The organism is Moritella sp. JT01 (genome assembly GCF_001574435.1).
Lineage (GTDB): Bacteria > Pseudomonadota > Gammaproteobacteria > Enterobacterales > Moritellaceae > Moritella.
In genome coordinates this window covers 108,371-130,382 of sequence record NZ_LOCN01000006.1, presented here as the reverse complement: position 1 = coordinate 130,382, position 22,012 = coordinate 108,371, and the positions used below count along the sequence as shown (strand labels likewise).

The following is a 22,012-nucleotide window of genomic DNA, read 5'->3' as shown; positions in this document are numbered from 1 at the left end:
ACCAGCACAATCCGAACAATGGTGCTTGTGATGGTCATTATTGTTTCTGCTTCTATTTCTATTCGTTAAATTTACGACTACTCGACTTTAAACTGTCCAACCAATACTTGCTGTTGTGATGACAGTTTTGCAATATCATGGCCTATTTTTTCTGCCGCTGTCGATTGATCTAAAATGGATTGGCTTAAATCACGAATATTAGCGACATTGCCATTAACCTCGGTCGAAACTGCTTTCTGTTCACTGGCCGCATTTACTATTTCGCTGTTCATCACTTGGATATCGGCCACAAACGACGAGATGTCAGCCAGTCTTTCAACCGCTTGCTTTACTTGTGTCGCGGTTTCAAGCGCAAGGTGATTACCTTCTGCTATCGCCATTGTTACACTGCGTGTACCGGACTGTAAATCTTCGATAACGACTCTAATTTGATCTACGGAATCGTGTGTTCGGCTTGCAAGTTGTCTCACTTCATCGGCAACGACTGCAAAGCCTCTGCCTTGCTCTCCAGCTCTTGCCGCTTCAATCGCAGCATTAAGGGCGAGTAAGTTGGTTTGTTCCGATATGCCTTCAATAACCGACAATATGGCGCTAATATTACCACTGTTTTTTTCCAATTCATCAGCAATCGGAACGGCCATCGCCATTCTTTCGACCAATTCCTGCATTGTATCTGCTGATTGTTGCACGACAGCTTGGCCACCTTTTGCTGACTGTTCTGCTTGGCATGCCATTTCTGCGGCTTTATCTGCATTTTCTAGTACTAAGGCTGACGTTTGTGTCATTTCTTCAGAGGCAGTCGCGACCATATCCACTTCTCTAAATTGTGATTCACTGCCTTGGCGTGATAGCTCGGCTATTTCACCTGCTTCTTTTGACGTTTTACTTATGGCGTTAGAGGTTTCTATCACATCTTTGATCGTACCTTGGATCTTATCTAAAAAGCGATTAAACCAAATGGCAAGTTCGCCCACTTCATCGGTAGATTTAACATCCAGTCGTTGGGTTAAATCGCCTTCACCGCTCGCAATATCTTGCAGACGAGTTGCAACATCCTTAATTGGCGCGACTAACTTAACGGCTGCAAACCAAATAATAAGTAAACCGAGTAGGGTAACAATAACCCCTGTGATAATTTGAATTTTAAGGGTTTCGTTTGCTTGATCTTCAATGAGTTGATTAAGCGCTAACGCATCTGCCATCAAGGTTTCTCTTGGCATGGTGATGATTATACCCCAGTTGACCGCACTGAGTTTAATCGGCATGAAGACGGTTAAAGATTGCTGATCTGCACTCCATTGTGATTGTGTTACACCATCGGCTAGCCACTGCTTCAATTGTGGGTCTGCGATTTGTTTACCAATCGTAGCATTACCATCATCAGAAGCAACCAGTTGTCCATTGTTACTCACAATACGAACTTTACCTGCGCCAGCAAATAAAGCTTGGTCTGCGCGTTGTGCATATTGCTGTAAAACGTCTATTTTGAGGTCAATGCCTGTTACGCCTATTATTTTACCTTCTTTGCGTAATGGAACGGTAATGGGACTAATTAAGCGAGTAGCACCATTCTCATTGTATAAATATGGTTCAATCACACACATGCGTTTATTGGTAATGCTGCAGCTATACCAAAAATTGTTTGCCTGCCCACTCATGGCCTGCGTTGTGTTATTGATCTGCTGTTCACTTTTAATTGTTAAGGTGGGTTTATTTTGGTTGTTCTTATACCAGTAAGCAGAAAAACGACCTTTATCGTTAGAGCTGACATAATCGGCATTGGCATAATTAGCATCTTCACCATCTAACATGTCGGGAAGGAAGGTGGTAAATGCAGCGTGCATATTGTCGAAGTTTTGCACCGAGCGCTTTAATAATTCTGAAACCGAGTTGCGTAGTTCATCACTACTGGTGAAATTTTCTTCAGCGTTAAATTGTAAGAATGCAATGCTCTCGGCTAACATTTCTGCGCGGTATGTTGCTTCGTCTAAATATTTTTGGACGATTGATGCTTGTGTATTTGCTTCACTCATCAGTAATTGTTCGGATTTTTCACCGACAGACTCGCTGCTCTGGACTTGAATGATTTTTTGGTTGGACGTTGATGATAGAAGTGTAAAGCTGATTAATGATATTGCGACAAGTAAAATGCAACACCCTGAAAGCAAAGTGATCTTCCACTGAACTGATAATGAACCCATGTAAATTCCCTTTAATACCCTAATATAGTTACATCAGTTAGGTTTATATTTCAAATTAATACCTAACTAAGTATATTAACTATGTTTATACCAAGTTACGAAAGATTAATAAAGTGTTGCAAAGAAATTAAAGTTGTAACAAATGAAAGTAGTAGTTTTTAATCATACGAAAGTAGCGCTTAGTTCATCAGCTATTATTGAGGTAAAGCACGTTCTTGAATGGTGATCTAGCGGTTATTAGCTATCACATGTGGGTATTATATTCATCTATCTTAGGCTTGTTTTGCACGCAAGTTCAAGCTTGGGCAGTTACAAAACCTTTCTCGTACAATCTCCTCTTGATTCTCACTCTTGTATACGGTTATCTTTAGTTATCTTAGGTTTAAACTTATGTGACAAAGGAATGAATATGTCTGAACAAAATTATCGATTAGTAACGCGCAGTGATTTTGATGGTTTAGTATGTGCAGTGCTGTTGAAACAACAAGATCTTATCAGTGACATTAAATTTGTTCATCCTAAGGATATGCAAGACGGTAAAATTGATATTACCCCGAATGATATTGTGACAAATTTACCCTATGTTAAAAGTGCCCATCTGACGTTTGATCATCACCTTTCTGAAACTATTCGTAATACTGGCGAACGCGTTAATCACATTATTGACCCTGATGCACCTTCTGCTGCACGTGTGGTGTGGGACTATTATGGTGGTCTCGACACATTCCCTGCTGAATGGATCGAAATGATGGACGCGGTTGATAAAGGTGACTCTGCACAGTTCAACCGTGATGAGGTATTAAACTCTCAGGGTTGGAACCTGCTCAATTTCTTAATGGATGCGCGAACTGGGTTAGGGCGTTTCCGCGAGTTCAGAATCTCGAACTATGCCTTGATGATGGATCTGATTGATTATTGTAAAGATCATAGTATTGATGATATTTTGGCATTAGCTGATGTGAAGGAACGTATTGATTTGTACCGTGAACACGAGACTATGTTTAAAGCACAGGTTCAGCGTTGCGCAACGGTTCATGGCAATTTAGTGTTACTTGATTTAACTGACGAAGAGACTATTTTCGCTGGTAATCGATTTATGATTTATGCACTGTTTCCACAATGTAATATCTCTATTCATAAAATGTGGGGTTTTCAAAAGCAAAATATTGTATTTGCGACCGGTAAATCTATTTTTGATCGTAACTCGAAAACTAACGTGGGTGAGCTGATGCTGCAATACGGCGGTGGTGGTCATATAGCAGCGGGGACTTGCCAGATTGAAACGGACAAAGCAGACACTATTCAGCAAGAATTGATTACAACAATCACTGCAGACGGTTAGCAAAAAGCCTCCGAAAGCTATATTGAATAATAGCAGTGGAGGCTTTTTAGTACTTATGGCTAATTTAGTACGTCTACTAATTTAGTCAAAGCACTATTTAATAAAGCGCGTGATTATTTACCACAACACTTCTTAAATTTCTTCCCGCTGTTACACGTGCAAGGATCGTTACGGCCAACTTTAGCGCCTTCTCTTACGATCGGAGCTTGTGGTTCGTGGTGGTGACTACAGCCTGGACCGTGTACATGACCTTCTTCGCCGTGTGTGTGTTGGTTTGTCATTGTTATTCCTTTATTCGATATTGGTGCTTTGTTATCTTTAATGAAACTATATAACAAAATTTCTCGGTTTTGGCCAAAGTTATTGTAAATAAATTGCCGTGAGAACAAAATTAGCTAAATAAGCAGCGTTCTTGTTGACCAGTTGAATTCAACGTATCAATTAAGTACGCAATTAATCAGATGGACTGAGTGCTTCTTTGATTTCATCTGAGTCGAAACCTTTACCTGATAGGTAAGCATAGGCTTTTGATTTTCCTTTGCCGTTACTCACGTCAAAGCGTTTCTTGTGTAACACATCCATACAGCTTTGGTAAAAGTCGATATCACCGGCCTGTTCAAGTTGATCTATTACATTATCAAAATCTTCAACGTCAATTAACTTTCTGCGTAATTCACTGCGAATGACGCGTTTACCCTTACCTTTGCGGTATAGCTTCATGGTTTCTTGGCTCAAGTCTGCTTTTTCAGCTTTGACTTCGAGTTTGGATCTTAAGGTGTCTTTTTCAGGGTGCAGAGAGAGGGCGTGGTCAATTTCGGCACGTGAAAACCCTTTGGTGATGAATTGAGAATAGAGTTTTTCTTTGGTGGTTGAGTGAAATGTTTGAAATGTACTTATTAATCGTGATGCGGCCAACTCAAATTGGTCAATATCCTCATCATTCATTACTTGTTCAATCGCCGCTGCTGCATCTTTTTCGTCTACGCCTCTGGCACGTAATTTACGTGTGATGGCTGATTTACCTTGTTCATTATGAAACGCCGATTCAGCAAAAAGCACTGCAAAGTCAAAATCGCTTTTGATGTAATTTTTGCCAACCAGATCGTCTAATACGGTTTCTATCCACTCTTGATTGTCTGTTTTACGTTCAAGCTTGGTGCGTATTTCTGCAAGGGTGTAGTCCTTTTGAGCCAAATGCCAATATGCCGAGTTGTAGACATTATCAATCGATTTAGCCTGTCGTAGTTCTTTTTGCAGCATGTCTTTAGCCAACCTGTAACGTATTATTTTTTGAGTGAGCTTATATTATACGCTTTATCTAGATTATTCATGCTGTTAATTTTAACAAGATTTTGGACATAAATATCGATAAACATGATCAGGACACCGCTGATTTGATGCAAGTACTCTATGCTAATTGATTAGTGTTCTAACATTTATATGTGCACGATACCCACCGGAGATATGTAACAGAGTAATAAACACAGTGTAATGTAATGATTTAGTTAGATCTGTTATCATTTTAACTCTAACTATTGTTGGTGAGATTTTAAGGGAGAGCTTGACAGTTTAAATACTGGTTCAAGCTATTATAAAGGATGATTAACATGTCTTTCGTTTCAATGGAAACTTCTGGTGCAGAATTACGTCGACGCATCGCACAGTTTGATCGTGAGTTAAATCAAAAATTTTATACTGATTCTATCCAATCATTAATGGAAAAAAGATCCGAGTATTTTGATCAACTGCTTATTGCACTTTGGTGTTCATTTGAATTAAATAAGTCAGTTTTATCCATCAATGCAGTTGGTGGCTACGGAAGAAAAAGGCTTCATCCTCAATCAGATATAGATCTGGCTATTATTAGTGATGGTAAGGTCTCCAAAGATGTTGAAGAAAAACTGTCTTGTTTTGTCACTAAGCTTTGGGATTTAGGTACAGATATTGGCCACTCTGTCAGAACGTTCAAAGAGTCACTTCAATTGGCAGCAGAAGATATTACCATAGCGACAAATTTGCTCGATATTCGTCCATTGTTAGGGCCATCGTCTCACGCATCAATGATCAAAGATGCGCTTTTCCAAAACACGGTTTGGACAAGTAAAGCGTTTTTCCATGCAAAGCTAACAGAGCAGGAGAGCCGCCATAAACATGCAAAAAATACGGCGTTGTACTTAGAGCCTAATTTAAAAAATAATCCGGGTGGCATGAGAGATGTACAAACCATACATTGGATAGCACAAAAGCATTTTTTAATTGATAATCCGAAAACAATAGAGTCGACAGGTTTTTTAACCTCAGATGAAACCTCTGAACTGTTAGAGTCCTATGATTTTGTCTGCCGAATACGCTGGGCGTTACATTCAGTTGTTAGCAGGCCACAAGAAATACTACTGTTTGATTATCAATCGGCAGTCGCTGAATTTATGCGTTTCGGTGGCGATGATAATGCCCAGCATGCGATTGAAAGCATGATGGGTTACTTGTTTACTGCGATGACACGTATACGCGAATTGAATCAAATGCTCAGTGATTCTTTTCAATTTGATATTTTAAAGCAGCAACCGAAGAAGCCAGAGCGCATTATTGATGAATACTTTATGGTTCGAAATAACCTAATTGAAGCAAGATATAAAGAGGTTTTTATCGACAAAAGGCAAGTGTTGAGGCTGTTTTTGTTGATAGCTAAACATAAAGATATTAACGGTATTGCGCCTGAAACACTCCGACTATTGAGACAAACCAGACGAATATTATTGGGTGAACTTAGCTGTTATCAAGGATGCCGAGAAGAATTCATTACCCTTTTACAGCAGCCTAATGGGTTAAAAACCTCATTCAGTTTAATGCATCGATATGGTATTTTAGCGTCCTATTTTGCACATTGGAAGCAAATTGAAGGTCAAATGCAATACGATATGCATAACGCTTACACCATCGATGAGCATACCTGTAAAGCGGTGCAAGCAATCGACAGTTTCAGTCGTGACTTTAATAAACAAAGCTTCATTTACAATGTAAATCAACATATTAAAGATAGGTTGCCGCTTATTTTGGCGACGCTTTGTCATCATATATCAGGTAAGCAAGCCGTTGAAAATAGTCAACTCAGTGCAATTATTGCCAAAGAATTCGCTGAAGTTCATCAACTAAAAAACTCAAGTATTAAACTGGTTTATTGGTTAGTAGCAAACCAAGATCTTCTTATTGGTACGATTCAAACTCAAGATATTAACGATCCTAATGTTATCAAGCAATTTGCGAAACAGGTCGGTTCTTTTGACAAGCTGAATGCGCTCTACGTGTTTACTGTGGCCGATATGATCGCTACAAACGAGCAATATTGGAATGAGTGGCACGAGAGTCAACTAAAACAGCTGTACTTATCAACCCGAGATGCGCTAAGGCAAGGTATAGAGAATATATTCGAAGTTCGTACTCTTATCAGAGAAAATAGAAATGACGCAACGAGTAAGCTAACTGGCATGGGCTGGTGCGAACAAGACATCGCGTCGTTATGGTCTACTTTACCCAATCATTTTTTTAGTAGTAACAGTGTCGATGAAATTAGTTGTATTACGGAGCAAATACTAAAGGGCTCGGTGAAACAAGATATGATTTTCATTTCCGATAGTTTATTGCCTAGCGCAACCTGCTTAATCGTGTATACAAAGGATAGACCTAAGCTTTTTGTTGATATATTCAACACCCTAGCAACGGCTAAGTTAAAGATCAAAGATGCGCAAATTATGCAAACCAAAGACGGGATGGTATTAGAAATAATCAAGTTACTTGATAACAAAAATGAGCCGATAACTGAAAAAATTAGACTTGATAAAATAGTCATTCGAGTTAAAAAATCAATTAACAATGAAATATCGTGCAACAATTTGTCTACACCAAGGTTTGTTAAAAACTTTGAAAACACGACAGTTGTAGAGTTTTTAAAATCAACTAAAAAGAATAAATCACTCCTAAAAATCAACACATTGGATGACCCTTGTTATATGGAGGAAATCTGCGCTGTATTTTCACAAAGTGATTTAACGATTCATTCAGCGAAGATCAGTTCTCTTGGTGAATCGACAGAGAACGTTTTTTTAATCTCCAAGAATAGCGGGGAACAAATCACCAATGAAGAGCAAACACATTTAAATGCATTATTGGTATGTCGAATTGCGTAATTCACGCACGCGTCTGTTAAGCCTATTTGTTAGCAACAACCAGTTCACGATTTTCAATGTATGTGTACTGCCGCCAGAGATAGGAAGGGATCTTACCTTCCTCTATTAAAGAATCTAGCGCTTCTTTAGGGATGCCTTTAGCTACTGTGTAATCCTCTAATAAGATAGGATTATTAATGTGGGAACTTGCCTCTTGAAGGCCTATTGTTCTTGCATCCTCTAATGTTGCCTTTCTGCCCAACGTTCCAAATAGTATCCATGCAATTAGGATAACAATAAAAATGATTAACAGCCTTATCATTTCAAACTCCCTATTTTCTAGTAAACCGATATATGTGTAATTAATTGTAGATTATGCCGTCGCTATAACTTTATTAGCCTTAATCACATCAGAAATAGTACATAAGAAATAGTAGCTTAAAAATTCACAATGCCGCAAGTTTACAGGTCTAATATTGACGCTCTAGTCGGGCAAGTGCGATTTAGAAATCTACAACCCAAAAAGCCAATACCCGGTTCATGGTATTGGCTTTGACTTTGACTAATCGTGATGTGAATTAGATGAGTTAAGTTCTAGATTTTGAAATTGCTTAATTCTCCACGTAGATTCGTCGCACTGTCAGTTAACTCGTTACTAATTATGATTGAAGCACTCATACCTTCCATTACTTCCATTGCGGTATCATTAATACGTACAACATTACGGTTAATTTCTTCAGATACGCAGCTTTGCTCCTCTGCCGCCGATGCGATTTGATTATTCATATCGTTGATCACTTCAATTGCTTGGTTTATTTCCTCAAATGCTTGTTGTGCAGCTTGAGTTTCTTGTTTGGTTTCAACTGCTTGTCGTTGGCTCTGCTGCATCAATATCACAATGGATTGTGTTTCTTGCTCTAGCCTTGCTAGCATTGCACCAATTTCTTTAGTTGAAGTTTGCGTACGGGTTGCAAGGTTACGCACTTCATCTGCCACTACAGCAAACCCACGTCCAGCTTCTCCAGCTCGTGCAGCTTCAATCGCTGCATTTAAAGCAAGTAGATTAGTTTGTTCAGCAATACTACTTATCTCTCCGAGTATGCCTTGTATTGAGGTACTCGATTCAACTAAGCTTTGAGTTTGATTTTGAGCGTTGTTGATTTGAACCGCTAAATTGTCTACAGAGGATACGGCATTATCCATCCGGCCAATGCCGCTTATACTATTCGTTTGAACTTGGCTTGCTGCGGTGGCAGCTTGCATAGCCGAATTAGCGACTTCTTGAGCTGTTACACTCATTTCATTTATTGCTGTTGCTAAAGAGTTGACTTCATTGACTTGAATATCGAGTTGCTCTTTGGAACGGGCTGCACCCTGTAGCCCGGCACCAGCCCCCTGATCAACTTGGTCTGCGCTTTTCATTACAGCACGTAGCATCTCTTGCATACGTCCTAAAAAGGTATTAAACCAGTGTGCTAGTTGTGCACTTTCATCATTACCTTTTACTTCTATACGGTAGGTTAAATCACCATCACCTTGGGCTGCATCTTTAAAACGTTCGACTAAATTAATCAGCACTTTACCAAGTGAGTTTGCAATAAAACTCATTGCAGCAATACCAATAATAACGGCAATTACGCCTGCAAAGATACCTTTATTGAGTGCTTCTGAATTTTGTTCATGACTCCAATGCTCAAATTTAGCCACACTTTGAGTGAGTTCATTGGTTGGAACCGATACCATTACAATCCAAGGCGCACCTGTCGTATCGATAGAAGTGATAGCGTACTCATCATTACCAATCGTGATCATACCAATATCATTCAGAGTCGCTAAATTTTGAATCTTTTTCCACTGTGATGACAAAGCTGAAGGTACTTTTTTACCTACATGGGTGTTATCTTTACTATTAGCGAGTAAAGCCCCTTTCCATGAAGAAATAATAATATTACCTTTGCCATCAAAGAGTTTTTTGGCTAACTTTTCACTTTGGCCTTGTAGCTCTGTCAAAGAGAGGTCGAAGCCAAGTGAACCTATGATTTTACCGTTGAGTTTTAATGGCTGGCTAATTGTTGTTATCAGTTCCTTTTGGCCTCGAACTGGATACATATAGGGTTCCATCACGAAAGTTTGTCCGGTTTCATAAGGGATTAAGTGCCAATCATCGGTTCGTTCGCCATTTTCGTTCAGGGTTGTATTGTTAAAACTATCCATTGCGACAATATCAAAGCTGTTATTTGAATTAGGTGAAAAAAATGGTGCTAAGTAGCCTTTAGTATTGAATGCTTTTGCCGCGTTCGATTCTGACTCTTGTGGCCACGTTTTTTCTTCCCATACCATATATCCAGCAAAAACAGCTTTGTCTTGTACTTCAAGTGAGGCTGTGAACTGCTTAACAATTGTCTCAGCATCTGCTTGGGTCTGTGCGCTTAGTTCAATGATGGAACGTATTTGAGTAAGGTTTGCTAAAACTGGGGATAGTTGATTCTCGATAGTTTTAGCTTGATTCGCTGCGGTCGAACGTAAGTTCAAAGTGGTCGCATTGGTTAGTTGTACTTTTACTTTTTCTGTTATTTCTTGGTTTACTTTAGTAAAAGCGTTGGTTGTCATTCCCATCGCTATTAATAAGGTAAAGACCATTGTGAACCCTGCACAAATGGCAATACGCGTCCGTATACTTTTAAACATGTTATCCCTTAATCATTCCCGAGCGGTGTTTTGTAACTGATTGTCGTGAAATTAGTGTACCTACATTGTTGTACACCTAATTAAGGATTTTTGTTGAAGTGGTCATTTATTGAACAAAAGTGTAACCGCGCAGTTTAGTTGTATAAATTGGATTTTTTAACTAGTGCTATTATTATATTGGGCTAAAAAGGTATTTAGGATTGGCATTATAAGCTTGTGGAATTTGTGAAGTAGTGAATAATTCTTTTTTTCAACGAAATCTAATAAAACTGAAGGTATGGCTTTTAGTTTTTTATCATAAATTATTGATGTAGATCATCTTTTGTCGGCTGCTGGTTTTTTTGAAAGTTAGTTCCAGCTAGCCTCCCATAGATCAAACCGAAAGGCGTTAGGTATTATATCTATTAGCTCGATCTACTATTGAGTAAATTAACCATATAATTCTTGAACGATTATTTTCATTCCCTGTGTTATTTCGACTTCATTCATGGAAGCAAAGCCCACCCGAATAAACCGATATTGTGATTTGTCTTGTTCGGTTATCAAATTAAACTCAACCTCGGTCTGTAAATACACATCTTTAGTCAGTAACGTTTGCTTTAGACCAATAATTGATACGCCCATATCCACCCACAGCGCCATACCGCCAGGGGGGCAATCAAAAGTGATTGGCAGACCTTGCTGTTGATAATCTCGTAATAGGTTAACTAAAAAGTCGCGGCGTTTATGGTAGCAGCGGGTCATGCGTCTTAAATGACTTTCAAAACCACCTTGTTGCATCCACTTCGCGACTGCTTGTTGCATTAGCACATTACTCTTATGGTTCATTAACGTTTTGTATGCCGTTAACTCCGTGATTAATGCATTATTTGCGACCACGTAACCAATCCGCGCACCACCGAACATTAACTTTGAGAAGGTGGAAATGTAAATTACTAAGCCGAGGGGATCATCTGCCGCCATCGGGGCAATCGGTTGAGAATCGTAATGAAACTCATGGTCGTAATCATCTTCAATAATCGCGACGCCGTATTGTGCGGCTAGTTGATATATCTGAATTCTTCTACTGGCATCCAATGTGACTGTAGTCGGGTATTGGTGTAATGGGGTCAGATAAATGAGTTTAATATTTCCTTGTTCAAGCTGTGCGGCTAAATGCGCAGGGATGATGCCTTTATTGTCTTGTTCAATCACAACCAGCTCAGCGCCTGAACTTTTAAAGGCTGCCCATGCTGGTGGATAACCGAACTGTTCCACGGCCACTTTATCACCTGCTTGTAATAGCAGTTTAGACACCATGTATAGGCCTTCTTGAGAACCATTACAAATCATGATTTCTTTATTGGTTATCGACCTGACACGACGTAAATAGGTTGAAATCTGGGTGATTAAATCCGTTTCACCGACACTATTATCATAGCCTAAATGGGTAAATTTCGGGTGCTGGCAAAGCTGTGAAAAATAGTGTTTGAATTCATTAAACGGGAATAAGCGGTTATCAGGCTGGCCCCCTGAAAAGTTGTATTTATATGCACTGGCACCCTTAGTCGGTGCAATGGCTGTAGTCTTTTTATGTCGAAACTGCCAGTCAAAAGTGTGATGCTCGACTGTGGTGCTAGCTATCGCCTTACTTGTTTGAATGGGTAATTTATTAACGACCCGATATCCCGAACGTTCTTTGGCTTCAATCCAACCTTGGGCAACCAATTCTGCGACTGCAGCCATAATGGTATGGCGGTTAACATTTAACTGTGTGGCTAATGTGCGGGCCGAGGGGAGTGCTTCACTTGGAACTACCTGTCCCTGCTTAATTGCTTGTTTTAACGCATCGGCGATGAGTAAATATTTTGCTCGGCGCTTTCTTTTTGGTTCCGTTATCTTCTGTTCAATTTCAACATTGGTTTGTGCCGTTATGTGCGCATTGATGGCAAGTGTTAGGCTAAGTAATTTCAATCTGGTCTACCATTTATATCTATTCTGGTTGTAGTAGTTATACCAAATGAAAGCATAATTAGAAAACATTCAACACTCTGTATTCAAAATAAGAATAGGAAATCTAACTTATGCTAAAACCAATTAGTCTTGAAAGTGAATGGATCAAATTAGAGCCGATAACAATGGCTCACTTATCTGATTTTTGTAAAGCGGGAAACTTTGCTGAAGTTTGGCGGTATATGCAGCCAAACCCTTGTCAAAATGAAGATGTTGCGCGAGCTTGGATTAACCTTGTGGTTAATGAGATGGCCACGGGATCACAAGTTACGTTTGTCATCATTAACAAGCAGAACAATCAAATAGTGGGTTCAACGCGTTTGTTTCGTGTAAATGAAGTCGATCGCGCTTTGGAAATCGGACATACCTTTATCTCTCCTGAGTTTCAACGCAGCCATGTTAACTCACATGCTAAATATTTACTGCTTGAATATGTTTTTGAAACATTAGATTTCACTCGTGTTGAAATTTGTACTCATGAGAACAACTTACAATCACGTCATGCTATTGCGCGTATCGGTGGCCAGTTTGAAGGTATTTTAAGAAAGAATCGTCGTGCAGAAGAGGGTAGTTACAGAAACACGGCCTTGTTTAGCATTATTACCGACGAGTGGCCGCAAGTAAAAGCGAACTTATTAAAAACAGGCCAGTCTAAAGAGGCGTTTTCTTATGTCTCAAACTAAGCATGATAACGATGTAGCAGAAGGTATGATTGATTCCTTTGCGATCATTAAGCAACACCCACTATCGACGTTGGTATTTATCGACGCTAATAATATACCGCATATTAGCCATATCCCTTTTCATTTGAGTGCTGATGAGCGTTATTTAATTGGTCATGTTAGCAATCGACACGCATTAGCCAAAAAGTTGAAAGGACAAGCGTGTGACAGGGAAGGAGTCGATCTTAATTTAGTTTTCCATGGTGAGAGTCGTTACATGTCTCCGAATGATGTGGCGCCATGTGACCGAAAACCTCAAACGGTTCCCACATGGAAATACTCTAATACTCATGTAGTAGGTGTGGCAGTTGAAATAGTCGATATAAAAGATAAGTACCAGCAAATGGTATTAACAAGTGCTTATTTTGAACAAAATCAAACGACACCTTGGACGATGGATAAAGTGTCCAGAACCGCCGTATCACATATGCTGAATGCAATTACGGTATTTAGAGTATTGATTAGTGAATTAAAAGAGGTGCGAGCTTAGCCTTATTTAATGTTTAAAAATGTGGACGTGTTCAACTAGTCATTATTTATTATAGTTTATCATCGTATTTAACATGGACTGTTTTATGAGTTGAGGAACAAATGAATTTATTTCCACAGGATTTCTTATGGGGCGGCGCGATTGCGGCGAATCAGACCGAAGGTGCGTTTAATCAAGACGGTAAAGGTTTATCGACAGCGGACTTATTGCCTAAAGGGATTTTAAGTGATCATCAAGAACGTGCAGATAAAACCGCGGGTATTAAAGATCTTGCTATCGATTTTTATAACCGCTACCCGGAAGACATTCAGCTATTCAAAGAGATGGGGTTTACCTGCTTAAGGTTATCAATTGCATGGACGCGTATTTTTCCTCATGGCGATGAAAGTCAGCCTAATGAAGCGGGTCTTGCTTATTATGACCGTATTTTTGATGAATTAGCCAAGCATGATATTAAACCTTTTGTGACGCTATCACATTATGAAATGCCTGTGGGGTTAGTTGACAATTATGGTGGTTGGACTGACCGAAAACTGATTGGATTCTTTGAACGTTATGCAATAACCGTGTTTGAGCGTTACCAACATAAAGTGAAATTGTGGCTGACTTTTAATGAAATTAACATGTCGTTACATGCACCGTATACTGGTGTAGGTTTACCTGAAGCAACAGATGAACAAGCCATTTATCAAGCAATTCATCATCAACTTCTTGCCAGTGCCAAAGCGGTGACTTTGTGTAAACAAATAATCCCAGATGCCCAAATTGGTAATATGTTGTTGGGTGCGCTTAATTATCCTTATACCTGTAATCCCGATGATGTTATGGCGGCGGTAAACGAGAATAACAAGTGGTTATTTTTTGGTGATGTGCAGACCCGAGGTAGATACCCTGGTTATATATTGCGTTATTTCAGTGACAATAATATCGAAGTAAGAATGGAAGAGGGGGATTTAGAAACGTTGGCTGAAGCGAGTGTCGATTTTATCTCGTTTAGTTACTACGCCAGCGGCTGCGCCAGTGCTGGCGCCAAGCAAAAAGAAGTCGGTAACATTATTGATAGTGTGCCGAACCCTTATTTAGAGAAAAGTCAGTGGGGTTGGTTAATAGACCCGAAAGGTTTACGGATATTATTGAATTTCTTGTATGACAGATACCAAAAGCCTTTGTTTATCGTTGAAAATGGCTTAGGGGCGCGTGATGAAGTTACTGCAGATGGCGAGATCATTGATGATTATCGTATTAAATATTTGAACGATCATTTAGTTCAGGCAAGAGAGGCGATCTTAGATGGTGTTGAACTTATGGGGTTCACCAGTTGGGGGCCGATTGATTTAGTGGCTAACTCCACCGCTGAAATGGATAAACGTTATGGATTTATTTATGTTGACCGTCGTGACGATGGTAGTGGTACTTTAGAACGTACCCGTAAGGAAAGTTTTTTCTGGTATCGGGATGTGATCCAAACGCGCGGAGCCTCACTTAACGTTTAAGATCTAACCGCTGGGATATCTTACTTGCGCTCATGGATAATGGGCGTATATTTTATACCTATTAATCATTATCTTTACTACAAGTGAGTGTGCTTATGCCGACAATCCCAACTGATTTTGTGAATTACAAATCAACGCCTGTCTTTACACCGAATAATATCCCTAAAATGTTCCTACACTTACATAATACCCGCGCAGGTGTTTACGGAAAAATTAAGGTTATTAGTGGCTCGTTGAAATTTTATGGTTTTACCGAAAGACGAGGCGCGATAGAGCAAGAGATTGTGATTGAACAAGATGAATCGGCTATCTCACCACCGGAGTATTGGCATAAGGTCGAGTTTATGACGGATGATACCGAATTCAGAGTTGATTTTTACGCGCAGAAAGACTCTGATATAGTTGCTGAAAACCGTTCTGAGCGTAATGATTAAGGGAACTGTCAAATGCAATCAGTAAAACCAAAGCTTTATTACGTTTATGATCCTATGTGCTCGTGGTGCTGGGGTTATAAACCGATATGGAATGAAATTAAGCAGGTTGTTGCTGATGATGTAGACATTATCTATCTATTGGGTGGATTGGCACCTGATAGTGATGAGCCAATGCCTGAAATGATGCAGGCGCAAATTGCATCTTATTGGAAGAAGATTGAAAATTATCTTGGTACTACATTTAATTATGAATTTTGGACTGAAAATACCCCACGACGTTCCACTTATCCGGCATGTAGAGCAATTCTTGCTGCCCGTTATCAAGGTGCAGAACAGGCGATGCTTGATGCGATACAAGTTGCTTATTATCTTAATGCCAAAAATCCCAGTGATAATACAGTCTTGGTTGAACTAGCGAAGCAGCTTGGTCTAGAGTCGGATAAATTTGAAACTGCGTTTGTATCTCAACAACTTCATCAAGATTTATTAACTGAAATTGCCTTTGCTCGTTCTATAGGGGGGACGAGTTTTCCGTCTCTGTTTATTGAAAAAGAAGGACATTGCGTGGAAATACCGATTGATTATAAAAATGCTGAAGTAACGATATCCTTGATATCACGCATTATTTGAGATTGGTAATAAATCAGCCTGACAATATTAAGCTGGTGTTGCTTTTTAAAGTCAGGCTAATTTACATATTAGCCCTGTGCTAGTGCTTTTTCTGCAAGTAGCGCATCTTGTGCTTTAGTCATCTTAATTGCAGCCATTGGCCCTGTTACCAAGGTTGCGGCAATAAGCAATGATACTGGTACAGCAGTAATCACAATGAATGATTGCAGTGCATTTAAACCACCGTCACCCGCGAGTAATAACGCTGCAGCAACACAACCCATGATAACAGCCCAGAATATGCGCTGCTTACGGTCGGGTTCATTATCGCCAGATACAACCATCGCAATCGAATAAGCCATCGAGTCACCCGTGGTAACCACAAACGTTGTTGTTAGTACCAAGAATGCAGGTAGCAAGATTTCGCTTAATGGTAATTGCTGTAATGTTGCTAACAATACCGCAGGCAAGCCAGCTTCATTTAATGGGCCTGAAATAATGCCAGGTGTTTGTAACTCGAGGAAGATACCTGTACCACCCAATACCGAGAACCAGAAGTTTGTTGCAATCGGAGCGCCAATGGCAACAGCCAATACTAACTCACGAATACTACGACCTTCTGAAATACGCGCAATAAAAATCGCCATCATAGGTGCAAAACCAATGAACCAGCCCCAGAAGAACCAAGTCCACCAAACATTCCAACCTGGATTGTCGTTAGTCACGCTCATGGTTGGCATGTCTTGCAGGTAAGTTGCGAATGCACGGCCAAACTGTTCAAAAATGAATTGTGTTGGTCCTAAAATCAGAATAGCGAGCAGTAATGCAAATGCGCCAATGACGTTTAAGCGACTAAGCCACTGTAAACCTTTGTCCATGCCAGACGCGGCTGATAGCGCACAAATCAACACAACCACTGCTAATATCATCAGCTGAGAGTTCATGTCATTTTTAAGGCCTGTTAGCACTTCAAGGCTATAACCCATTTGCGATGCTAAGAAACCAATTGGACCAATCGTACCTGCTGCGACGGCAATAATTGAACATGCGTCAATCACTGCACCAAACCAATGGTTTTCGAGACGATTACCAACGATAGGGAAAAGTAACGCACGTGGGCGCAGCTTAATACCATGATGGTGATGTGCATACATCAATACAATCGTTGCGAGTGTGCCAAGCACTGACCACGCAAGGAACCCCCAATGCAAGAAACTCTGGCTGAGTGCGGGGACAACGGCATCAATAGTTGATCCTGTAATGTCAGGATAACTTGCTGATGGTGTAATGAAATGATAAATAGGCTCTGCTGCAGACCAGAAAACACCACCACCTGCTAATAGGGTACACATGATCATTGCTAACCAGCGGAACGTGCCTATTTCAGGTTTGGTTTTCAGGCCCATACGAGTTTTACCGTAACGGGTTGCCGCAATGCATAACGCAACAGCAAAGTTTGCCACCATTAGCCATTGCCAAAAGTAACCAAATTGTCCAGCTGCTGCTAAAAATAAGTCTTGAATTAAGGTAGTGAAACGAGGGAGGTCAATGATCGCAGCCAATAAGAATAAGCTAATGAAGCCAATCGTTAGTGCTGGAACCAATTTGTCGCTTTTGCGACGCGTTGAGGTATTCGGTATTACGGGTACTTCTTCGCCAATTTGGCATGCATTTAGTTGCATAAAATTCTCACTTAGGGGTGAGGGGCGGTATATTACCAGTATTTTATTAATATTCCAGTTCAACATTCCTGCCGATTATGTTTTGCGATATATTTAACCAATACGTTTGTTTTTTAGATATTTTAAAATCATTCTTGTCAGTGGCTTAGGTTTCTGATTACCTCGTTGGTAATATTTTTATGTTAATCGTCGTTTAGAGTGTGGTTGTTTTTGATCTCGCTCTGCTTGTAACATGGCGTTAACATTAATATACTCAGTGACATACATATTACTTATGGAGTGCAGCGTTATTAAATATCTCTGGATTTTAACTTTCGCAGTCGTACTTATTTGGTCAGGTATTGATCCAAAAGATCAGTTTACTTGGTTCCTTGAAGTCGTGCCTGCAATCATCGGCGCTGTTATTCTAGCGTCAACCTATAATGGTTTTAGACTGACTTCACTACTGTATTTTTTAATTTTGGCACATTGTATTGTCTTGATGATAGGTGGACATTACACGTATGCCGAAGTCCCTCTTTTTGATGGTTTATTTGGTGCAGAAAGGAATAACTACGATAAAGTAGGGCATTTCTTCCAAGGTTTTGTACCTGCATTAATCGCCAGAGAATTGTTTATACGAAAGAATGTGGTCAATGGTGAGCGTTGGCGGGTACTGTTTATTATCTCGGTGAGTCTCGCGTTTAGTGCATTCTACGAACTTATCGAATGGTGGGTGGCGTTAACGACAGGAGAGAATGCTGAAGCATTTTTAGGTACACAAGGTTATATATGGGATACCCAATCAGATATGGGGCTTGCATTATTAGGTGCGATAGTCTCAGTATTATTACTTTCTAAGTTCCACGACCGACAGCTCAATGATATAGCAAAGCCTTAAATTTGATTCGGTTTATATCAAATCATGGATTTAAGGCTTTTATCCAATTTGAGTTATTAGAAACTAGGCAGCATGTCTCTTGCAACAAGCTTGTTGTGGACCGCTTCTAGGAGCAGTTGATTAGCTTTGGCAATATCGGGGGCAAAGTAACGGTCTTTGTCGTAGAAATCGACACGTTCACGTAACTCTGCTTTAGCCTGTTCAATTAACGGGGATGATTTTAGCGGCGCTCTGAAATCAAGTCCTTGTGCCGCAGACAACAGCTCAACCGCTAAGATACCACGGGTATTTTCAGCCATGTCTTTCAATCGACGCCCAGCAAAGGTCGCCATAGATACATGGTCTTCTTGGTTGGCTGAGGTTGGTAAACTATCGACCGATGCTGGATGGGCTAATGACTTGTTCTCACTGGCTAACGCCGCTGCGGTTACCTGTGCGATCATAAAACCAGAGTTAACACCGCCATTATCTACGAGGAATGGCGGTAATTTGCTTAAGCTACTGTCGATTAATAGCGCCATGCGACGTTCTGATAAACTGCCTATCTCTGCAATCGCTAGCGCAAGGTTATCACTGGCCATCGCAATCGGTTCAGCGTGGAAGTTACCCGCTGAGATAATATCGCCATCATCGGCAAACACCAACGGGTTATCTGATACTGAGTTGGCTTCGACTTCATATATCTCAGCTGAATTACGGATCTGCTGTAAACATGCGCCCATTACTTGTGGCTGACAACGCAGTGAGTAAGGGTCTTGGACTTTTTCACATGCCGTGTGAGAATTACCAATTTCACTGCTAAATTCAAGTATGTGACGATACATAGTTGCTGAGTCCATTTGTGAGCGATGACCACGCACGCGGTGAACGCGTGGATCAAACGGACGACGGCTACCAAGCGCAGCTTCCACTGTCATTGCGCCACATAAGGTTGCTGAAGCAAACAGATCTTCAGCAGCAAACAAGCCTTCAAGACCAAACGCAGTAGATGCTTGGGTACCGTTTAACAAGGCTAACCCTTCTTTTGGTGCTAATGTGATCTTCTGCATGCCTGCAATCGTTAATGCTTCTTCACCTGTAATCACTTTACCTTGATAACGCGCTTCACCTTCACCCAGTAAAACTGTGCTCATGTGAGCAAGTGGGGCGAGATCGCCTGATGCGCCCACTGAGCCTTTTTTCGGTACGCAAGGGTAAACTTCGGCATTAACCAATTGCATTAACGCTTCAATAACCGATAAGCGGATACCTGAAAAACCACGCGCTAGGCTGTTAATTTTAAGCACCATCATCAACCGTACAGTTTCGTCGTTCATGAATTCGCCGATACCTGCCGCATGGGATAACACGATACTGCGTTGTAGCGTTTCGAGATCTTCAGGTGCGATGCGGGTGTTAGCAAGCAGGCCAAAACCGGTATTAATACCGTAAGCAATCCGGTTTTCTGCAATCACATTATTGACAACTTCTGTGCTGGCATGGATGTCATCAAAGCAGCTAGGGTCGAGCGACACCTGTACAGGGGATCGACTGATTTGACGAAGCTGTGCCAGGGTAAGTTGTCCAGGCTTAATTGTTAGTTGGTACATGTTTTTCTCCAAGATTGTTTATACCAATTATTTAAGCATCGGTAGGTCTAAGTTTTGTTCTTTCGCGCAGGTTTTAGCAATATCATAACCGGCATCTGCATGGCGCATAACGCCTGTGGCTGGATCGTTATGTAATACACGACTAACACGTTCATGGGCATCATCGGTGCCGTCACAAAGTACCACCATGCCTGAATGTTGAGAGAAGCCCATGCCTACGCCGCCGCCATGATGAAGTGATACCCAAGTCGCGCCACTTGCGGTATTGAGCAGGGCGTTTAATAGTGGCCAATCTGATACTGCATCAGAACCATCCATCATGCCTTCGGTTTCGCGATTAGGGCTAGCAACAGAACCGGAATCAAGGTGGTCACGACCAATCACAATCGGCGCTTTAAGTTCGCCATTTTTAACCATCTCGTTAAAGGCTAAACCAAGGCGCTGACGGTCTTTTAAGCCAACCCAACAAATACGTGCAGGCAGACCTTGGAATTGAATACGTTCGCGCGCCATGTCTAACCAGTTGTGTAGCTGTGGATTATCTGGGATCAGCTCTTTTACTTTTTGATCTGTTTTGTAGATATCTTCAGGATCACCAGACAATGCAACCCAACGGAAAGGACCTATGCCTTCACAGAACAGTGGTCGAATATAGGCTGGAACAAAACCGGGGAAATCAAACGCATTCTCAACGCCTTCTTCCAGTGCCATTTGACGAATGTTATTACCATAATCTACGGTTGCTGAACCTGCTTTTTGCAGATCTAACATGGCTTGTACTTGTACAGCCATCGATTGTTTCGCGGCTTTAACGACAACCGCTTCATCTTCTTTACGCATTGATGCAGCATGCGCCATGGTCCAGCCTTGTGGCAGATAACCATTAAGTGGATCGTGAGCAGATGTTTGGTCGGTAGTACAATCTGGAACAACACCACGTTTCACTAATTCAGGGAAAATATCGGCGACATTACCAAGTAGGCCAATCGAAGTTGGTTGCTTGTTTTTGATTGCTTCATCAAGTAGCGCTAATGCTTCATCAAGGGTTGTGGCTTTTTTATCGACATAACCGGTACGCAGGCGGTAATCGATACGTGATTCATCACATTCAACGGCAATCATAGAAAAGCCTGCCATTGTTGCTGCAAGTGGTTGCGCGCCACCCATGCCACCTAAACCACCAGTAAGCACCCAGCGACCTTGTGCTTGGCCGTCAAAATGTTGTTTTGCCATAGCAACGAATGTTTCGTACGTACCTTGTACTATGCCTTGCGAGCCGATATAGATCCAAGAACCTGCGGTCATCTGTCCGTACATCATCAAGCCTGCTTTATCGAGCTTGTTGAAGTGTTCCCAGTTTGCCCAATGTGGTACTAGGTTTGAGTTGGCAATAAGTACACGCGGGGCATTACTGTGGGTTTTGAATACGCCAACCGGTTTACCTGATTGTACAAGGAGTGTTTCGTCATCCTCTAAACGCTTTAGTACTTCGACTATTTTGTCATAACATTCCCAGTCACGCGCCGCTCGACCAATGCCACCATAAACAACCAATGCATGTGGATGCTCGGCAACATCAGGGTGTAGGTTGTTCATCAACATTCTTAATGGCGCTTCGGTTTGCCATGATTTAGCGTTGAGCTGGGTGCCGTGAGGGGCAATGATAGTACGAGACGTATCTAAACGTTTATCAGTCATTATGATCTCCTTTTCATTTTGCATTTTAT

At 40.9% G+C, this 22,012-nt stretch carries 17 protein-coding genes; 8 read left to right on the top strand and 9 right to left on the bottom strand.

Translation table 11 applies throughout. The annotated features are described in order from the left end of the window. Positions 1-77: 77 nt before the first annotated feature. Positions 78-2,201: a methyl-accepting chemotaxis protein gene (locus AKG98_RS05705; protein ID WP_067042685.1), complete on the bottom strand. Its 2,124-nt coding sequence runs from the start codon at positions 2,199-2,201 to the stop codon at positions 78-80. Positions 2,202-2,610: 409 nt separating this feature from the next. On the opposite strand from AKG98_RS05705, the gene AKG98_RS05700 reads away from it, so the two are divergent. After that, positions 2,611-3,543, top strand: coding sequence for an exopolyphosphatase (locus AKG98_RS05700; protein WP_067042682.1), 933 nt, complete (start codon positions 2,611-2,613; stop codon positions 3,541-3,543). A 113-nt stretch (positions 3,544-3,656) separates the two neighbouring features. On the opposite strand, the gene AKG98_RS05695 is transcribed toward AKG98_RS05700, so the two are convergent. Then, positions 3,657-3,824 carry an SEC-C metal-binding domain-containing protein gene (locus AKG98_RS05695; protein ID WP_067042679.1) on the bottom strand — a complete coding sequence of 56 codons (168 nt, stop codon included), beginning with the start codon at positions 3,822-3,824 and terminating at the stop codon, positions 3,657-3,659. Between the two features lie 172 nt (positions 3,825-3,996). Beyond that, positions 3,997-4,803, bottom strand: a complete 807-nt coding sequence (locus AKG98_RS05690; protein ID WP_067042676.1) for a RecX family transcriptional regulator — start codon at positions 4,801-4,803, stop codon at positions 3,997-3,999. A 347-nt stretch (positions 4,804-5,150) separates the two neighbouring features. Here AKG98_RS05690 and glnD point away from each other — a divergent pair, with 347 nt between their 5' ends. Beyond that, a complete protein-coding gene (glnD, locus tag AKG98_RS05685) occupies positions 5,151-7,727 on the top strand; it encodes a [protein-PII] uridylyltransferase (RefSeq protein ID WP_083543888.1) in 2,577 nt (858 codons plus the stop codon). Between the two features lie 22 nt (positions 7,728-7,749). Here glnD and AKG98_RS05680 read toward each other — a convergent pair whose 3' ends face one another. The 3 genes from AKG98_RS05680 to AKG98_RS05670 all read right to left on the bottom strand — a co-directional run bounded on the left by AKG98_RS05680 (position 7,750) and on the right by AKG98_RS05670 (position 12,284). Then, a complete protein-coding gene (locus AKG98_RS05680; RefSeq protein WP_067042673.1) occupies positions 7,750-8,028 on the bottom strand; it encodes a hypothetical protein in 279 nt (92 codons plus the stop codon). A 272-nt stretch (positions 8,029-8,300) separates the two neighbouring features. Further along, positions 8,301-10,394 (bottom strand): methyl-accepting chemotaxis protein, encoded by a 2,094-nt coding sequence (locus tag AKG98_RS05675; RefSeq protein WP_067042670.1) that lies wholly within the window; start codon positions 10,392-10,394, stop codon positions 8,301-8,303. Positions 10,395-10,823: 429 nt separating this feature from the next. After that, positions 10,824-12,284, bottom strand: coding sequence for a PLP-dependent aminotransferase family protein (locus AKG98_RS05670; protein ID WP_067043226.1), 1,461 nt, complete (start codon positions 12,282-12,284; stop codon positions 10,824-10,826). Positions 12,285-12,457: 173 nt separating this feature from the next. Here AKG98_RS05670 and AKG98_RS05665 point away from each other — a divergent pair, with 173 nt between their 5' ends. The 5 genes from AKG98_RS05665 (at position 12,458) to AKG98_RS05645 (ending at position 16,155) form a co-directional block, all read left to right on the top strand. Beyond that, on the top strand, positions 12,458-13,069 hold the full coding sequence (locus AKG98_RS05665; protein ID WP_067042667.1) for a GNAT family N-acetyltransferase: 612 nt from the start codon (positions 12,458-12,460) through the stop codon (positions 13,067-13,069). Beyond that, complete coding sequence (locus AKG98_RS05660) at positions 13,056-13,598, top strand: FMN-binding negative transcriptional regulator (protein WP_067042664.1); 543 nt, start codon at positions 13,056-13,058, stop codon at positions 13,596-13,598. Before AKG98_RS05665 ends, AKG98_RS05660 begins: the two co-directional genes overlap by 14 nt. A 101-nt stretch (positions 13,599-13,699) precedes the next feature. After that, positions 13,700-15,091: a glycoside hydrolase family 1 protein gene (locus AKG98_RS05655; protein WP_067042661.1), complete on the top strand. Its 1,392-nt coding sequence runs from the start codon at positions 13,700-13,702 to the stop codon at positions 15,089-15,091. Between the two features lie 95 nt (positions 15,092-15,186). Then, a complete protein-coding gene (locus AKG98_RS05650) occupies positions 15,187-15,525 on the top strand; it encodes a DUF1971 domain-containing protein (RefSeq protein ID WP_067042658.1) in 339 nt (112 codons plus the stop codon). Between the two features lie 12 nt (positions 15,526-15,537). Then, complete coding sequence (locus AKG98_RS05645; protein ID WP_067042654.1) at positions 15,538-16,155, top strand: DsbA family protein; 618 nt, start codon at positions 15,538-15,540, stop codon at positions 16,153-16,155. A gap of 68 nt (positions 16,156-16,223) precedes the next feature. Here the strand turns inward: AKG98_RS05645 and AKG98_RS05640 are convergent, their stop codons facing one another. Further along, positions 16,224-17,816: a BCCT family transporter gene (locus tag AKG98_RS05640; RefSeq protein WP_067042651.1), complete on the bottom strand. Its 1,593-nt coding sequence runs from the start codon at positions 17,814-17,816 to the stop codon at positions 16,224-16,226. 274 nt (positions 17,817-18,090) lie between these two features. Here AKG98_RS05640 and AKG98_RS05635 point away from each other — a divergent pair, with 274 nt between their 5' ends. Next, the gene (locus AKG98_RS05635) at positions 18,091-18,696 is read left to right on the top strand and encodes a DUF2238 domain-containing protein (protein WP_369814914.1); all 606 of its coding nucleotides are present in this window, start codon (positions 18,091-18,093) and stop codon (positions 18,694-18,696) included. A 56-nt stretch (positions 18,697-18,752) separates the two neighbouring features. Here AKG98_RS05635 and hutH read toward each other — a convergent pair whose 3' ends face one another. Both hutH and hutU read right to left on the bottom strand, forming a co-directional pair. Then, on the bottom strand, positions 18,753-20,285 hold the full coding sequence (gene hutH, locus AKG98_RS05630; RefSeq protein WP_067042648.1) for a histidine ammonia-lyase: 1,533 nt from the start codon (positions 20,283-20,285) through the stop codon (positions 18,753-18,755). Between the two features lie 27 nt (positions 20,286-20,312). Next, positions 20,313-21,983, bottom strand: a complete 1,671-nt coding sequence (gene hutU, locus AKG98_RS05625) for a urocanate hydratase (RefSeq protein ID WP_067042645.1) — start codon at positions 21,981-21,983, stop codon at positions 20,313-20,315. Positions 21,984-22,012: the final 29 nt, after the last annotated feature.

Coding starts and splice junctions, on each gene's coding strand:
- glnD (WP_083543888.1), top strand. CDS start 5,151: ATGTCTTTCGTTTCAATGGAAACTTCTGGTGCAGAATTACGTCGACGC.
- AKG98_RS05665 (WP_067042667.1), top strand. CDS start 12,458: ATGCTAAAACCAATTAGTCTTGAAAGTGAATGGATCAAATTAGAGCCG.
- AKG98_RS05700 (WP_067042682.1), top strand. CDS start 2,611: ATGTCTGAACAAAATTATCGATTAGTAACGCGCAGTGATTTTGATGGT.
- AKG98_RS05675 (WP_067042670.1), bottom strand. CDS start 10,394: ATGTTTAAAAGTATACGGACGCGTATTGCCATTTGTGCAGGGTTCACA.
- AKG98_RS05695 (WP_067042679.1), bottom strand. CDS start 3,824: ATGACAAACCAACACACACACGGCGAAGAAGGTCATGTACACGGTCCA.
- AKG98_RS05680 (WP_067042673.1), bottom strand. CDS start 8,028: ATGATAAGGCTGTTAATCATTTTTATTGTTATCCTAATTGCATGGATA.
- AKG98_RS05690 (WP_067042676.1), bottom strand. CDS start 4,803: ATGCTGCAAAAAGAACTACGACAGGCTAAATCGATTGATAATGTCTAC.
- hutH (WP_067042648.1), bottom strand. CDS start 20,285: ATGTACCAACTAACAATTAAGCCTGGACAACTTACCCTGGCACAGCTT.
- AKG98_RS05635 (WP_369814914.1), top strand. CDS start 18,091: ATGGAGTGCAGCGTTATTAAATATCTCTGGATTTTAACTTTCGCAGTC.
- hutU (WP_067042645.1), bottom strand. CDS start 21,983: ATGACTGATAAACGTTTAGATACGTCTCGTACTATCATTGCCCCTCAC.
- AKG98_RS05650 (WP_067042658.1), top strand. CDS start 15,187: ATGCCGACAATCCCAACTGATTTTGTGAATTACAAATCAACGCCTGTC.
- AKG98_RS05705 (WP_067042685.1), bottom strand. CDS start 2,201: ATGGGTTCATTATCAGTTCAGTGGAAGATCACTTTGCTTTCAGGGTGT.
- AKG98_RS05640 (WP_067042651.1), bottom strand. CDS start 17,816: ATGCAACTAAATGCATGCCAAATTGGCGAAGAAGTACCCGTAATACCG.
- AKG98_RS05655 (WP_067042661.1), top strand. CDS start 13,700: ATGAATTTATTTCCACAGGATTTCTTATGGGGCGGCGCGATTGCGGCG.
- AKG98_RS05645 (WP_067042654.1), top strand. CDS start 15,538: ATGCAATCAGTAAAACCAAAGCTTTATTACGTTTATGATCCTATGTGC.
- AKG98_RS05660 (WP_067042664.1), top strand. CDS start 13,056: ATGTCTCAAACTAAGCATGATAACGATGTAGCAGAAGGTATGATTGAT.